Here is a 14,040-nt window from a genome sequence, read left to right on the forward strand (position 1 = left end):
AGCGCGGCAGGCTCGAAGCGCCTCGCGCTTCGGCGTCCTCGCGCAACGAACCGCTCGAGGGCTCGACGAGCGTAGCTTGTCGGCGTCCTCACGCGACGTAGCGGTCGGCCGCGGCCGTGGCGGCGTACAGCCCGATCGCGACCAGCACGATGGCGCCGCTGGCCGCCACGTCGTGGGTGTACGACAGCGTGACGCCAGAGAACACCGAGATCTCGGCGAGGACGATCGCGATCAGCACCGACGCTTTGAAGCTCGGCGCGATCTGGCCTGCTGCGGCGACCGGCACCACGAGCATCGCCGCGACGAGGATCACGCCCATGATCTGCATGGCCGCGACGATCACCAGCGCCGTCAGCACGACCAGCAAGCTGTTCTGCAGATCCACGTCGAGGCGCGCGACGCGGGCGGCGCTCTCGTCGAACGTTATGTACAGCAAGTGTTTGTAGCTGACCGCGACGACGCCGCCGACCAGCACAGTCAGGGCGGCCATGATCCGGACGTGCTGCCAGGAGACGGTACTGATCGAGCCGAAGATGTACTGGCTGATGCTGACCGCGATGCCTCCCGTCAGGCTGATGACGACGGTGCCCAGCGCGAACCCTCCCGAGAGCACGATCGCCATCGAGACGTCGTTGTACGCGCCGGTCCGATCCGAGAGGAACTGGATCAACAGCGCCGCGAGCGCCGAGACGACCAGCGCCGAGAGAAACGGTGTGACGCCGCTCAGTCCGACGACTTCCCGCATGTAGACGCCGATCGCGACGCCGGCAAAGGCGACGTGGGCCAGCGTGTCGCCGATAAAGGCCATCCGTCGGTACACCAGAAAGGAGCCGACCAGCGGCGCCAGGATCGCGACGAACAGGCCGGCCAGCAGCGCGCGCTGCATGAACGAGAAGCCGAGCATCTCGACGATCGTCCCGATCATCGGGACACCTCCTCGTCGTGGGTGTGGGTGTGGCCCGGATCGTGCTCCAACATCCGCTGGCTCGCGCCGTAGGCGTCGGCCAGCGCGTCGCTCTCGGCGAACCCTTCGGGATCGCCGTGGTAGTGGACACAGCAGTTGATACAGGCGACCGTCGTCGCGTACTCGGTGACGGTGCCGATGTCGTGCTCGATCAGCACGATCGTCATCCCGTCGTCGTTGAGCTCGCCGAGCAGGTCGTAGAAGGCGTCCCGCGATTCGGCGTCGACGCCGACGGTCGGCTCGTCGAGCGCGAGCAGGTCGGCCTCGCACGCGAGCGCTCGCGCGATGAACACCCGCTGGCGCTGGCCGCCCGAGAGTTCCTCCAGCTTGCGGTCCGCGAGGTCGGCGACGCCCGTCGTCGCCATGGCGTCCTCGACGGCCGCCCGGTCGTCGCTGTCGAGTCGGCCGTAGCCAGCGTGGGGGAACCGACCCATCGTGACGGCCTCTCTGACGGTGACCGGAATGCGCCGGTCGCCGCTCGTGGCGCCCTGCGCGACGTAGCCGATGCGGTGGCCGTCGTCGAACTCGCGAGCGTTCTCGCCGAACAGTTTGGCGGAACCGGTGTCGGGGGCCTCCAGGCCCAGCGCGATCCGGAGCAGCGTCGACTTACCCGACCCGTTCGGCCCGACCAGCCCGAGGAACTCGCCCTCCTCGACCGAGAGACTGACCTCCTCGAGTACGGGGACATCAGTGTAGGCAAACCCGACGTTCTGGAGTTCGACGACGCTCATTCTGCGTGTAATGCCTTCGTCAGGGCGGGCAGATTAACGTTTTCCATCACTTCCAGGTAGCCCCATCCCTGGTCGATCCACTCCTCTTTGACGCCCGACAGCGCCGAGACCTCGAGGGCCTCGGTCGCATCGGTGTCCCTGATGAGTCTGTTGGCCGCCTCGTCGGACTCCATCGTCGGCGTCAGCACGTACTCGATGCCGTGCTCCTCGATGATTTCTTGGGCCTCGCCGATCGCCTGCGGACTGGGCTCCTCGTCCGGCGAGATGCCCGACAGCGAGTGGACGGTGAAGCCGTACCGGTTCCCGAGATACTGGAAGGCGTTGTGGCCGGCGACGAGCACGTGGGTCTGTTCGGCGCCCTCGAAACTCGACTCGAACGTCGCGTCCAGATCGTCGATCTCGGACTTGTAGGCGTCGGCCTGCTCGCGGAACTGTTCTTCGGCGTCCGGATCGGCCTCGATCAGTCCGTCGCGGACGTTGTCGACGGCCTGCTTCGCCCGCACCGGGTCGAGCCAGAAGTGGGGGTCGCCCGTCGCGTCTCCGTGGTCGTGGCCGTCGTCCCCGCTCTCGTTCCCGTGTCCCTCGTCGTGCCCGTGGCTCGCGTTCCGTCCGAGCAGGTCGATGCCGTGGCGCGCCGCGACGATCGTTACGCCGGCATCATCCGCTCGTAGGTTAGTCACGATGTCGTCGGCCCACGGCTGGAACCCCTCACCCATGTAGACGAACGCCGACGACTGGTAGATGTCTTTCTGGACCTGCCCCGAGGGCTGCCAGCCGTGCCCGTGCTGGCCGAAGGGGACGATGCTTTCGACGTCTGTCTCCTCGCCAGCGATCTGATCGGCGAAGTCGTACAGCAGGTAGAACGACGCCTGCACGCCGCTGCCGGACCCGCTACCGGATCCGAGAACGTCGGTACATCCGGCCAATCCGCCCGCCGCGAGTAACCCAGCTCCGCCCTTCAGGACGGACCGTCTCGTCTCTCTCATACTCACCAATCGTCACCCCTCGAATAAAAGTGTTATTATCTACGGAGTCAGTGTTAATAATCAGTGCCATCGGAAGTCTGATTGTTAATAATCGTCTGACGAAACGCTGCCCGCATACGGTTTGCTACCGCGACTGCTCGGGACGGCGAACTGGGAGCCGTCGCCGAAGCTGACGAGCCGCAAAATAGACCGGCTGCTTCCGCCGATCACTCGACGGTGATCGAGCCGACCATCCCCGCCGCCTCGTGGGGTTCGCAGACGTACTCGTACGTGCCGGTCGTCTCGAAGGTGTGTTCGTACTCTGTGCCCGCGTTCGCGATCTCCGGGTAGCCCTCCCAGTTCGCTCCCTGGGGCTGACTCGTCGGAACGACGTTGTGGTTGTCCGAATCCCAGACCCATCGCACCGTCGTGCCGGCGTCGATCGAGAGTTCGGCTGGCTCGAACACCAGATCGCCGCCCGGCCCCGCGATCACCTCGACCATGTCTCCGCCGCCCGCCGACGCGTTCCCAGTCTGGTTACTGTCCGATTCGTTACCTGCGGTCTGGTTGGCGTCAGTCTCGTTGCCCGCCGTTTCGTTCGCGTCCGTCTCGTTGCCCATCGTCTCGTTGTCGCCGGTGACGCCGTCGCTGGTGTCGTTGCCGCCGTCGGCGGGTTCCTGTGTGTCGCCTCCGGTGTCGGTACAGCCAGCGACGGCTGCCCCCACCGCAACGGCACCGCTGGCGCGCAGAAACGCTCTCCTGTCAAATCTGGGATCGTTGCTCATGAACGGATGGCACTAGGTGAGGACGCCGCAAAAGCCTGTTAGCGGGTCTGCTGACGAAATAACTGGTTCGCGTGCCGGTCGATTGCCGGTCACGGGCGCGAAGCGAGCGAACTCCGTCGCTCCGAGGTCGCGCCCGATAAATAGGACGACTTTCGTTCGGCAACTTGCGGCGAGGCCGACGATCCGCAAGCGTCCGGTTGCCGCCGCTTACGCCGACTGCTTGATCGTTTCGAGGTGTTCCTCGTACGCATTCCGGCAGGTCGACGAACAGAACTGTCGGGACTGGCCGTCGATGTCGACCGTCATGCCGTCGTCTTCGACGGTCGCACCGCACTCCTCGCAGGCGACGCCGGCGTCGGGGCCGTCGATCTGGGGCTGCCAGGCCGAGTCTATCAGCAACCGGACGTCGTACTCGACGATGCGGCCGATCTCGACGGCGTCGGTCAGCACGGAGTGGATCTCCGTCTCGTCGACGGTCGCCTTCGCGACGACGTGGCCGTCGGCCGTCGCGAACGCGTGTTCGACGCACTCGGCGCCGGCCAGACTCTCCATGACCTCCGTCTCGAAGCCGGGCTGGAGGTGGACGTCGACGAGGACGCCGACGCCGTCCCGGAGCGTCGATCGGTCGATATCGAGGGTGAACCGCTCGATAACGCCCACCTCTTCCAGTCGATCGACGCGGTCGGAGACCGTCGGCGGCGAGACGCCGACCTTGTCGGCGATTTCGCTGTACGGCCGGCGGGAATCCTCCGCAAGCAACTCGAGGATGCTCAGATCCGTATCATCCAGTTCGACCATGCGCGGAAGTTTGAGGACGTTCACATAAACTACTTTCGACATTCCTTTCCTAAATTTAGAGAAGAATATACCGCTCGCTGCGGTAGATGTTCGACAATACGTTACATTCGTACGCCCAGGTGGACGACAGCTAGTCCGTGGGGAAAGGTAATTGCCGATCGCCTCTGCGGGGTCGAGGCCGCCGACCGACAGGTACGAGAGCCCCCCGCGCCTATCGGACGTTCGTGTTCAAACTCGGCCACTACGGCGTCGCTCTGGGGCTGTACGCGCCCCTCCTCGCCTGGCTACTCGGTCGAGGTCTGCCGGCGCTCGCGCTCGGCGGCGGGGCCGTCCTGCTGTGGCTGGCGATGCTGCCCGACGTCGACACGCGGCTACCGGGCGTCTCCCACCGAGGCCCCACTCACACGGTCCTGTTCGTGCTGGCGGTCGGCATCGTCGTCGGCCTCGTCGCCGATCTCCTGATCGCGCCCACGGTCGGCGAGTTCGGCGCCAGAGCGTGGGTCGGCGTCCCGGGCTTCGAGACCGGGCTGGGTGAGTTCGGGTTCCTGATCGGAACGCTCGCGATCGTCTCGCACCTGCTGGCCGACGTGATCACGCCGATGGGCATTCGACCGTTCTGGCCCGTTTCGGGCTGGTCGATCTCCCTCGACATCACGCCGGCGCGGAACACGGTCGCCAACTACGTCCTGCTCGCTGCAGGATCGTTCCTCGCGGCGAGCGCCGTGCTGACGTCGATCTGAGACGATCCGTCCGCCGTCGCGTCGTCCCGCCCGTATCGCCCAGCCCGGCGCGTCTCGCCTGCCGGAGTCCGCATCCTATTTAATCGGGGCTGTCCAAGCGTCGTGCGATGGAAGGGGGTTCGGCCGACGTGTTCGACGAACTCGGGACGCTGGGCATCGAAGAGGAGTTTTTCGTCGTCGACGAGGACGGCCGGCCCGCGTCCGGTACTGACGAGCTCGTCTACGAATCCGATCCCCCGGAGATTCTGGAGGGCCGCCTCGACCACGAGCTGTTCAAGTTCGTGATCGAGACCCAGACGCCGAAGATCGACTCGCTCGCGGACGCTCCCGAAACGCTCTCGGCGATCCGCTCGGCGCTGGTCGAGCACGCCGCCGCCCAGGGCTATCGGATCGCCGCCGCCGGGCTGCATCCGACCGCGAAGTGGCGCGAGCTAGAACACGCCGAGAAGCCCCGCTACCGGGCGCAGCTCGAACGGATCCAGTACCCGCAGCACCGCAACACGACCGCCGGACTGCACGTCCACGTGGGCGTCGACGACGCTGACAAGGCGACGTGGATCGCAAACGAACTGCGCTGGTACCTCCCGCCGATGCTCGCGCTGTCGGCCAACTCGCCGTACTGGAACGGGTTCGACACCGGCCTCCAGTCGGCCCGCGCGAAGATCTTCGAGGCGCTGCCCAACACCGGGATGCCGACGCGCTTCGAGGATTTCGAGGACTACCGCGAGTTCGAGCGCACGATGATCGAGACGGGCTCGATCAACGACCGCGGGGAGCTGTGGTACGACGTGCGCCCTCACTCCGGCATCGGAACCGTCGAAGTGCGCACGCCCGACGGCCAGGCCGACGAGGACCGGATTCTGGCGTTCGTCGAGTACGTCCACGCGCTCGTGATCGACCTCGCGGAGCGCTACGAGGACGGCGAGTCCGGTACGGAGATCCGCCGCGAACTGCTCGACGAGAACAAGTGGCGGGCGCTCCGGTACGGCCGCGAGGCCTCCTTCGTTCGGCCGAACGGCGACGTCGTCGAACTCGGCGAGCTCGTCGACGCCGAGTGCGAGCGCCTCGGCGTCTCGGGCATCCGCGAGCTGTACGACGCCGAGAGCGGGGCCGCGATGCAGCGCCGCCTGCTCGACTCGCAGGGCGAAGCGGCGCTCCGACGGTCGCTACTGCTCTAAACAAGGCTTTTATGCCCTTGCGACTTTTGTCCTTCTAGAAAGGACTCATGTCTTCCCAGAACTCGAACGACGGGGCGGACGACGATCACGCGCCCGAGGACGCCGACGACGCGACTGCGGACGACGCCGCTGCGTCGGACGTCGACGCGGATGCGTCGGACGTCGACGCGGATGCGACGGCGTCCGACGACGCCGGCGTGACGGGCGAGGACGGCGAACGCGGCCCCCGCGACCGACTCGAAGAGGAGGCCGACCGAGCCGTCGAACAGTTCGATCAGGGTCTCGTCGACCTGCTGTCGTGGATTCTCGATACCGAAACGCGCGCGCGGATCTTCGTCTACCTCCGCAAACACCCCGGGAGCACCAGCGAGGAAATCGCCGAGGGCACGGGATTATACCCCAGCACGGTCCGTGAAGCGCTCGCGGAGCTCCACGACGAAGAGAAAGTCGAGCGCCACAAGCGCGAGAGCGCCGGCGCCGGCAACAACCCCTACGAGTACACCGCGATCGCGCCCAGCGACCTCGTCGGCGGCGTCGCCGGCCAGGTCCAGGCCGAACTCAACGCCGTCTTCAACCTCGATCGATACCTCGGCGACGACGAGCCCGCACCGACGAAGCGGACCGACGACCCGGTGACGATCACCGTCGACGACGCCGCGGACGACGAGGACGATGCGAGTGACGAGGAAGACGTCGGCGACGACAGCGGCGACGAGCTCGCCGACTGAGGACCGACCCCCAGTTCTCCGGAACTCCGACTCTTTTAAGCATCGCCCCGCTGAACGACGGGTATGAACGTCGCGCTGGGGGGCACGTTCGATCCGGTGCACGACGGTCACCGCGCCCTGTTCGATCGCGCGTTCGAGCTGGGCGACGTCACAATCGGCCTGACCAGCGACGAGCTCGCGCCGAAGACCCGCTCGGAGGACCGGTACGTCCGCCCCTACGACGAGCGCCGCGCGGACCTCGCCGGCGAGCTAGACGCCTTCGCCGACGAGTACGACCGCGAGTACGAGATCCGCCCGCTCGAAGACCCGACCGGCATCGCGACGGAACCGCGCTTCGACTATCTGGTGGTCTCGCCCGAAACCATCGACGGCGCCGAGCGCATCAACGAACTGCGCGAGGACCGCGGCGTCGACCCGCTGTCGGTCGAGGTCGTCGATCACGTCACGGCCGACGACGGAGAGATCATCTCCAGTACCCGCATCGTCCGGGGCGAGATCGACGAGCACGGCACCATGACGCCCGACAGCGACGGCCGCGGGCGGGTCCAGCCGGACTGATTACCAGCTCGGCGGTTCCATCCCCGCTTCGCGCAGGATCTCTTTCCATCGTTGCTGGATCGTCAGCCGTGCGACTCCCGCGGCGTCGGCGACGACCCCCTGGGAGCGCGCGTCGCTCTCGATCAGCGCGCCGGCGTAGAGACTGGCCGCCAGCACCGCTCGCTTGGATCGTTCTTCGTCCGGTAGATTCGAGAGAAACAGGTCGACTGCGGTCGACCGCGCGTCGGCGTCGAGATCGATCGCCGCTGCGACGTCGTCGAGTTCCTCGATCCACTCCTCGTTCTCGACGCGCTCGCGGGCGCTGTACATCGACCGATCGTTGGCGCCCCGGCCACATAAGCCCGACTCCGGAGCGACAGGTTCTTGGTTTCCTCGGGCGAATTCCGCGCCGAGCGCGGGTAGCCAAGCTAGGCCAACGGCGCAGCGCTTAGGACGCTGTCTCGTAGGAGTCCGCCGGTTCGAATCCGGTCCCGCGCATTCTTCTGACCGCGAACGGACGTGAGCGGTCTGTGAATCGCAACGGGCGGAGTCGAACCCTGGAAGACGAGCGAAGCGAGTCTTCCTCCGGTTCGAATCCGGTCCCGCACATACCGTCTCGAACGTCGGCGAACGCGCGCGTGTCTTTTGCTCGCGATATCTCTGCCAAACGCGTCACGAACCTCTTACCCACCGCTTGAACACCGACCACCCACCCAGGAGCATCAGGAACCCGCCGATCCCGGCGAACTTCAGCGGCGCGTTCGTCGTTTCCTTCAGAAGGAACGCGTCGCCCGGCGCGTCAGGATCGACGTACGCGGTGGTCGTCTCACCAACCGCGTACCCCTCCAGTTGTGACTCGGCGGCCGACTTGGTGTCGTAGTCCTTCGAAATCGACGCCGGAAACACGCTTCCGCCCGTGTACGTTTCGCTCTGGTAGGAGTACTCCAGGGTCACTTCGGGTTTGTAGTCGGGGGCGGCGCGTCGGTTCGAGACTGTGTCGATGTTCAGTTCGGTGACCGTGGCGTTCACCTCGACGGCGTTCTCCACGGCGTCGTTCTGCTCGACGTAGTCGTAGGCGCCGAAGCCGGCAATTGCGAGGCCGATGGCTACTGCGAGGACGCCGCCGAGGGCAGGATCGAGCTCTCTGCCGCCGATCGTGATCGCTGCGAGTGGAGCCATGCCAGCGGTTCACGACACGTCGGTATTAAATGCAGCTTCCGGTCTCTGTCCGCGAAACTGGTCTCCACGCTCCTATCGGTCCTCCTCGACCCAATCGATCCGCCGTGCGAGCAGACGACTCAGCCCGTCGAAGTAGCCGGTGCCCCAGATCGCGACGATCGTCGCTCCGATAGCGTTAAACAGCAGGTCCAGCGCGATGTCGCTGGCGCCGAACTGTGCGAGGACGGCCTTGCCGCCGATCAGGGTCGCGAGCCCGCTGGACGCGAACTCGGCGATCTCCCAGAGGACGCCGATGGCGAGCACGAACAGGAGAATGAACACGCCCCGCAACCGCCCCGGGATCACGACGCCGTCGTGGTCGGCCTCGATCGCGACGACGATGGCGTAGCCAGCGCCGGCGACGAGCGTCGCCGAGAGCGTGTGAGTCACCTGGTCGTACCAACCGAACATCGTGTACGGGCCGAGTGAGCCGATCGCGTGGAGGAATGCGGCGCTCGCGATCCACAGCGCGAGCCCGCCGCCCATCTCGTAGTCGTACTTACGTTCGAGCGCGCGTGGCAGGAACGTGATCGCCAGCGGGATGCCGGTGTTGATCACGAGGCCGAACTGTCGGGTGACCGCCGCGTACGCCACGATGACGGCGAGAATCGCTTGCATGGCGCGAACGACGATCCAGGCGACCGAGTCGACGCTGCGCCCGGCGACGGTTCTCATGCGGTGTCACCGTCGGAAAACTCGTCGGCCTCGCTCCTGACGTACCTCCGGAAGTACAGTTCGAACAGCAGGCCAGCGCCCAGCCCGACCGCGGTCGCCAGGATCAGGTCCCACATCAGCCGCGTCTGCCCCGGAAGCGACGACGTTCCCAGCAACGCGTCCGCGACGTACTGCGCGATCGTCCAGAGGCTGGCGACGGCCATCGTCGTCACGACGACGAAGCCGACGGCGAACCGCGGCGTCATCGCCGCCGAGCTAAAGGAGTCGATCTCGACGGCGATCAGCAGCGACAGCGTCGCCACGGCGAGATACGTCGCGACCTGCGTGACGACGCCGAGCGAGCGCCCGACCAGCGGCACCGCCGTCAGCGCCAGCACCTCCCAGGAGACCATCGTTCGCGCGTTACCGGCACGCAGCGGCGGTAGCACGGCGACCGCGCCCGTCGCGGTCGCCAGCCCGGCCCACAGGAGTTCGTCGCCGAGCAGGCTTTCGACCGCCGCGAACGCTACCAGCCCGACGATCCCCCACGACAGCGCGGCGTTGACGCGCTCGTCGTCGATCACACCGGCGAGAGACGACATCGTCCGGAGTTTCCACGGCGGCGTCCGTAACCGTTGGCCCGTTGGATAGCTCGTTCCCCGGCCGGTCGGGTGGACCGTGCCCGACAGCGACGGCTGTCGGACGTAGCGACCCGCGAAAAGACCCGGGGACCGGCCCAGGATCGGACGTTACTCGTCGGTCTCGTCGTCGGCGTCTTCCTCGCCGTCGTCTTCCTCGTCGTCGAGGAGGCCCTCGGCTTCGAGGTACTCGCCGATCTCCTCGCTCGTCAGTTCGACGTACTGCTCGCTCTCGGCGTCGACGGTCGCCATCCCGAGGCCGTCGGGGCTGAGCGAACCGTCGTTGACCGAGGCCAACGCTTCGAGCGCGAGCACGATGCCCGACTCCAGATCGCCGCCCTCGTCGTAGTTCTCCTCGAGGAACTCCTGGATCTCGCCGCGGTCGGCGCCGACGGCCAGGGCCTTCCACTCGTAGGGCGTCCCCGAGGGGTCGGTCTCGTAGAGGCGCGGTTCGCCGTTCTCGATGCCGCCGACGATCAGCGCGACGCCGAAGGGGCGCGCGCCGCCGACCTGCGTGTACTGCTGGATGTGGTCGGTGACCTCCTTGGTGAGCGTCTCGACGCCGATCGGCTCGCCGTAGCGCAGCCGGTTGGTCTGGGAGTTCCGGCGGGCGAAGTCGATCAGTTGGCGCGCGTCGGCGACGTGGCCGGCGCTCGCGATGCCGATGTGGTCGTCGGCTTTGTGGAGCTTCTCGACGCTCGTGCCTTCGAGCAGCGGCGAGCGGATCCGCTTGTCGACCGCCAGCACGACGCCCTCGGCGGTCCGAATGCCGATGCTCGCCGTGCCTCGTTTGACCGCTTCGCGCGCGTACTCGACCTGATAGAGCCGTCCGTCCGGGGAGAAGATGGTGATCCCCCGGTCGTAGGCCTGCTGTTGGGCTTGTCCCTGCATGGTATCACTCGAAATCGAGGTCCGTCGCGCCGACGAACGCGGAGTCGGCCCGAACGTCGACCAACTCCTCGCGCGCCACTGCGGGCCGCTCCGCGCCCTCGAACGCGACCGTTCTCTCTTGGGAAGATTCCGGAGCGCGTCCTAAATACTTTTCTTCACAGGCTCGGATCGTGCCGCTGACGCCCCGGACCCGCACCGCGATCTCGTCGCCGTCGATGGCGTCGAGGCAGGCCAGCGCGGCGCGGGCCTCGCCGACGTGGCCGTGCCGGGCGCGCACAATCGTCTCGCCGGTGCCGTCGGCGAAGTCGAAATCCAGCACCGTGAGATCGGCGTCGGCGCTGCCGGCGTCGCCCAGCAGGTTCTGGCCGGCGTACCACAGCTCGCGCTGGAAGTCGCCCCGGTCGATGTCGGCGTCGGGCCAGCCTTCGAGGCCGACCGCGAGGTAGCGCCAGCGCGGCCGGAGGTGCTTGGGGAGGTGTTTCATGCGGACTCTTGGTCGGCATCGTCGCGGGACGCGGCGTCGGTCGCCGCGGCGGCGTCGGCGTCGACCGCGCCGCCGGGCCGCTCGGCGACGAGCACGCCGACCTGCTCGTGAACCTGTTCGACCGCGGTGAGCGCGAAGCCGGCGTCCGTGAGCGCGTCGGCCAGCACGCCGACCGTCGCGGGATCGTCGACCTCTGGGCTGTAGAACGGCTCGGACGGATCGGCTTCGCCGAACAGCATCACGTCGCCGAGGACGAACCGGGTCGGTTCGAGGGCGCCGATCGCCTCGATCGCCTCGCGCTTTTCCTCGTCCGAAAGGTGGTGCATCGCGAAGTTCGAGACGACGACGTCGATATTCCGATCGACGCCGGGCTCGCGGAACCGCCCCTCCCCGAACTCGACGTTCTCGATCCCCCGATCGGCCGCCTTTTCGCGGGCCTGTTCCAGCATCCCCTCGCTGATGTCCCGGCCGACGACGAACTCCGCATCGTCGGCCAGCGCCAGCCCGATCGCGCCGGTGCCCGTCGCCAGGTCGAGCACGACGTCGTCGGCCTCGGGCGCGGCGTGGCGGATCACCAGCTCCGCGCAGGCGCGGTACTCCTCGCTCTTCGAGTCGTCGTACTCCGCGGCCATCTCGTCGAAGCGGGCGGCGTGGTCCTCAAGAGTCTTCTTCATACCGTCCACGTTCGACCCCCGGCTCAATGAACGTCTCGGACCGGATCTCGCGGGTGCGCTCGGCGATTTTCCCCCACTCGCGCAGCCCCGCCTCGATCGCCTCGGGCTCGAACCCGATCACCTCGCCGACGGCCTGCAACTCTCTGGGCGCGCGCAACTGGAGGTGCGAGCGCGCGTCGGCGCTGACGACGAAGGGCGCGTCGCAGTGGTCGACGATCTCCCGGAGCTTCCGGAGCGCCTGAAGGGCCTGCACGCGCCGGCCGCCGGTCGCCCGCAGCACCCGCGAGAGGTCGAACTCGATCCGGACGCCGTTCTCGCGCGCGGCGTTGGCGAGCACGTGGTTGACGTCGCCGTCGCCCGCCATCGGGTGGGCCAGCACGTCGACGCGCTCCTGCTCGACGGCGAAGCGATTCAGCGCGTTCGTTCCGCCGTCGACGGCGACGACCGTCCGCTTCCCGCGGTAGTTGCCGACGGCACCGCTGGCCTGCTGTGGGTCGTCGGCGCGGATCTCGATGCCGTCGACGACGTCCACGCCCGTCGACTCGGCGACCGTCTCGGGGTCGTAGTCGGCCTTGGCGTCGCTGTGGTTGCGCACGACGACGCCGTCGTACCCCAGGTCGGCGGCCGTGCGGGCGAGTCGAGAGACCGTGGCGTCGCCGTCGGGCCGGGCGTGGACCGCCTCGTACATACCAGTACCAGCCTCGCCGCGGGTCTTTGCAGTTACGTTCCGGAAAATGGCGTGCGCTCTGTCGGCGGTGCCGGTCGGGTCGGGTCAGTGCGGGGAGAACCCGTCGATCACTTCCCCGCAGTCGGGACAGGAGACCAGCTCCGGTCCGGTGCTCTTTCGCCCGGGCGTGGCGTCACCGCGGGTGCGCCTGCGGCTTGCGGTTCCAATCAGGTCGGAGTCGCAGTACGGACAGTTTTGCATGATACTCACCCACGCGGATCGTGGTAACGATTCGCAAGTCGACAGCCCGCACAATAAGCCTTGTGTCGGACTGGCACAGGGGTCAGAAACGTTGGGTGGCCGTCCGCTCCGGTTCGGCGTTAGTATTCGCCTTCGCGGACGTTCTCGAACGCCTCGCGCGCGTTTTCGACGGCCGCTTCCTGCTTCGCGGGGTAGGCCTCGACCTTCGCGCGGAGGGTGATCCCCTCGCCGAGTTCGGAGCGCCCGTTGAACGCCGCCTGCTTGTCGAGCCGCAAGAATAGCGAGCAGTTCTCGTCGACTCGCTCGTCGAGTTCGTCCATCACGCGGTCGATCTGGTCGAGCTCGGCGACCTGACCGAGCACGTGGCGCATCTCGTCGGCGGTCTCGACGCGCGCCGAGAGCACGACGATCCGGTCGCCGTGGTGGCCCTCCGTGGGGGCGACTTCGATTTCGAACTCCTCGGGGAGGTAGTGACGGAGCGCCGCCTCGACGCGTTTGTCGTCCTCGGTGGCGTAGCAGAACGTTCGCAGGTCGACGTAGTGGAACGGGACGCTCGGCATCTGGGCGGTTATTCGGCGGCTTCCAGGTTGTCCTCGGGCACGCCGGTCTCCTGACCCTCCTCGAAGCTGACGGTGTAGGTCTCGTCGCCGAACATCGTCTCCATGACCTGCTTGATCGTCCCCTCCTCGCCGTCGTAGTCGCTGTGCTCGTCGTGCAGGATGACGCTGTCGTCTTCTTCGAAGCTCATGGCTCGTCGTTCCCTTTCTGCCTGTAAAAAGGGACTGATTTGCCCGACCGGTTCTAGGAACAACGGAGACGTTCGATCACGGGAGGGCCGGCTTCGGTTCGGACTTTGTAGTAGCCGCCTCGGCTACCGGTGAGACCACTACGAAAGCCCTCGGCCCTAGCAGTTGCAACTTCGACGAAGAACACCACGAAAGCCCTCGGCCCGCTCGCGCGTTCTCAAGCGGATATCCTCGCTCCGCTCGGATAGAGCCGCTTGAGAACGCGCGACCGAGCCTCGCCCTTTCATTCCACCAGGAACATGCACACACACCTGCCCTTCCCCGTTGGCGCGCCACAGGGGCGCGCCGGGCCGTGCGGCTGCGGTGGCGCGCGCTGTCGAG

19 protein-coding genes and 1 tRNA gene are annotated in these 14,040 nt (G+C 67.0%); 5 read left to right on the forward strand and 15 right to left on the reverse strand.

Features of this window, described 5'->3' with window-relative positions; translation table 11 throughout:
• Window positions 1-88: 88 nt before the first annotated feature.
• The 5 genes from NO931_RS00505 to NO931_RS00525 all read right to left on the reverse strand — a co-directional run bounded on the left by NO931_RS00505 (window position 89) and on the right by NO931_RS00525 (window position 4,243).
• The gene (locus tag NO931_RS00505; RefSeq protein WP_256390661.1) at window positions 89-925 is read right to left on the reverse strand and encodes a metal ABC transporter permease; all 837 of its coding nucleotides are present in this window, start codon (window positions 923-925) and stop codon (window positions 89-91) included.
• Window positions 922-1,695, reverse strand: coding sequence for a metal ABC transporter ATP-binding protein (locus NO931_RS00510; RefSeq protein ID WP_256390662.1), 774 nt, complete (start codon window positions 1,693-1,695; stop codon window positions 922-924). The genes NO931_RS00505 and NO931_RS00510 overlap by 4 nt, the downstream gene beginning before the upstream one ends.
• Window positions 1,692-2,681 carry a metal ABC transporter substrate-binding protein gene (locus NO931_RS00515; protein WP_256390663.1) on the reverse strand — a complete coding sequence of 330 codons (990 nt, stop codon included), beginning with the start codon at window positions 2,679-2,681 and terminating at the stop codon, window positions 1,692-1,694. Before NO931_RS00515 ends, NO931_RS00510 begins: the two co-directional genes overlap by 4 nt.
• 206 nt (window positions 2,682-2,887) lie before the next feature.
• The gene (locus tag NO931_RS00520; protein WP_256390664.1) at window positions 2,888-3,445 is read right to left on the reverse strand and encodes a plastocyanin/azurin family copper-binding protein; all 558 of its coding nucleotides are present in this window, start codon (window positions 3,443-3,445) and stop codon (window positions 2,888-2,890) included.
• A gap of 207 nt (window positions 3,446-3,652) precedes the next feature.
• Window positions 3,653-4,243, reverse strand: a complete 591-nt coding sequence (locus NO931_RS00525; RefSeq protein ID WP_256390665.1) for an AsnC family transcriptional regulator — start codon at window positions 4,241-4,243, stop codon at window positions 3,653-3,655.
• Window positions 4,244-4,467: 224 nt separating this feature from the next.
• Here NO931_RS00525 and NO931_RS00530 point away from each other — a divergent pair, with 224 nt between their 5' ends.
• The 4 genes from NO931_RS00530 (at window position 4,468) to NO931_RS00545 (ending at window position 7,447) form a co-directional block, all read left to right on the forward strand.
• Window positions 4,468-4,983: a metal-dependent hydrolase gene (locus tag NO931_RS00530; RefSeq protein ID WP_256390666.1), complete on the forward strand. Its 516-nt coding sequence runs from the start codon at window positions 4,468-4,470 to the stop codon at window positions 4,981-4,983.
• Window positions 4,984-5,090: 107 nt separating this feature from the next.
• The gene (locus NO931_RS00535) at window positions 5,091-6,161 is read left to right on the forward strand and encodes a glutamate--cysteine ligase (RefSeq protein ID WP_256390667.1); all 1,071 of its coding nucleotides are present in this window, start codon (window positions 5,091-5,093) and stop codon (window positions 6,159-6,161) included.
• 47 nt (window positions 6,162-6,208) lie between these two features.
• Window positions 6,209-6,889, forward strand: coding sequence for a winged helix-turn-helix domain-containing protein (locus tag NO931_RS00540; protein WP_256390668.1), 681 nt, complete (start codon window positions 6,209-6,211; stop codon window positions 6,887-6,889).
• A 63-nt stretch (window positions 6,890-6,952) separates the two neighbouring features.
• Window positions 6,953-7,447, forward strand: coding sequence for a phosphopantetheine adenylyltransferase (locus NO931_RS00545; protein WP_256390669.1), 495 nt, complete (start codon window positions 6,953-6,955; stop codon window positions 7,445-7,447).
• Here NO931_RS00545 and NO931_RS00550 read toward each other — a convergent pair whose 3' ends face one another.
• Entirely contained in the window at window positions 7,448-7,756 is a 309-nt protein-coding gene (locus NO931_RS00550) for a transcription initiation factor IIB family protein (protein ID WP_256390670.1), read from the reverse strand. It abuts the gene before it with no gap.
• Window positions 7,757-7,839: 83 nt separating this feature from the next.
• Between NO931_RS00550 and NO931_RS00555 the strand changes: the two genes are divergently transcribed.
• A tRNA-Leu gene (locus NO931_RS00555) sits at window positions 7,840-7,924 on the forward strand.
• 174 nt (window positions 7,925-8,098) lie between these two features.
• Here the strand turns inward: NO931_RS00555 and NO931_RS00560 are convergent.
• From NO931_RS00560 to NO931_RS00600, 9 genes are all read right to left on the reverse strand, one after another.
• Window positions 8,099-8,605, reverse strand: coding sequence for a DUF3592 domain-containing protein (locus tag NO931_RS00560; RefSeq protein WP_256390671.1), 507 nt, complete (start codon window positions 8,603-8,605; stop codon window positions 8,099-8,101).
• Between the two features lie 72 nt (window positions 8,606-8,677).
• The gene (locus NO931_RS00565; RefSeq protein WP_256390672.1) at window positions 8,678-9,319 is read right to left on the reverse strand and encodes a DUF2238 domain-containing protein; all 642 of its coding nucleotides are present in this window, start codon (window positions 9,317-9,319) and stop codon (window positions 8,678-8,680) included.
• Window positions 9,316-9,900, reverse strand: a complete 585-nt coding sequence (locus NO931_RS00570) for a hypothetical protein (RefSeq protein WP_256390673.1) — start codon at window positions 9,898-9,900, stop codon at window positions 9,316-9,318. The genes NO931_RS00565 and NO931_RS00570 overlap by 4 nt, the downstream gene beginning before the upstream one ends.
• A 147-nt stretch (window positions 9,901-10,047) precedes the next feature.
• Window positions 10,048-10,827, reverse strand: coding sequence for an archaeal proteasome endopeptidase complex subunit alpha (gene psmA / locus NO931_RS00575; protein ID WP_256390674.1), 780 nt, complete (start codon window positions 10,825-10,827; stop codon window positions 10,048-10,050).
• 4 nt (window positions 10,828-10,831) lie between these two features.
• Entirely contained in the window at window positions 10,832-11,311 is a 480-nt protein-coding gene (locus tag NO931_RS00580; RefSeq protein ID WP_256390675.1) for an Rpp14/Pop5 family protein, read from the reverse strand.
• Window positions 11,308-11,985 carry a class I SAM-dependent methyltransferase gene (locus NO931_RS00585; protein WP_256390676.1) on the reverse strand — a complete coding sequence of 226 codons (678 nt, stop codon included), beginning with the start codon at window positions 11,983-11,985 and terminating at the stop codon, window positions 11,308-11,310. The genes NO931_RS00580 and NO931_RS00585 overlap by 4 nt, the downstream gene beginning before the upstream one ends.
• Window positions 11,969-12,673, reverse strand: a complete 705-nt coding sequence (locus NO931_RS00590) for an RNase P subunit p30 family protein (RefSeq protein ID WP_256390677.1) — start codon at window positions 12,671-12,673, stop codon at window positions 11,969-11,971. The genes NO931_RS00585 and NO931_RS00590 overlap by 17 nt, the downstream gene beginning before the upstream one ends.
• 359 nt (window positions 12,674-13,032) lie before the next feature.
• Window positions 13,033-13,473, reverse strand: a complete 441-nt coding sequence (locus tag NO931_RS00595; RefSeq protein ID WP_256390678.1) for an RNA-binding protein — start codon at window positions 13,471-13,473, stop codon at window positions 13,033-13,035.
• Window positions 13,474-13,481: 8 nt separating this feature from the next.
• Window positions 13,482-13,661, reverse strand: a complete 180-nt coding sequence (locus NO931_RS00600; RefSeq protein ID WP_256390679.1) for a DUF1918 domain-containing protein — start codon at window positions 13,659-13,661, stop codon at window positions 13,482-13,484.
• Window positions 13,662-14,040: the final 379 nt, after the last annotated feature.

This window comes from Natronoarchaeum rubrum (genome assembly GCF_024494695.1).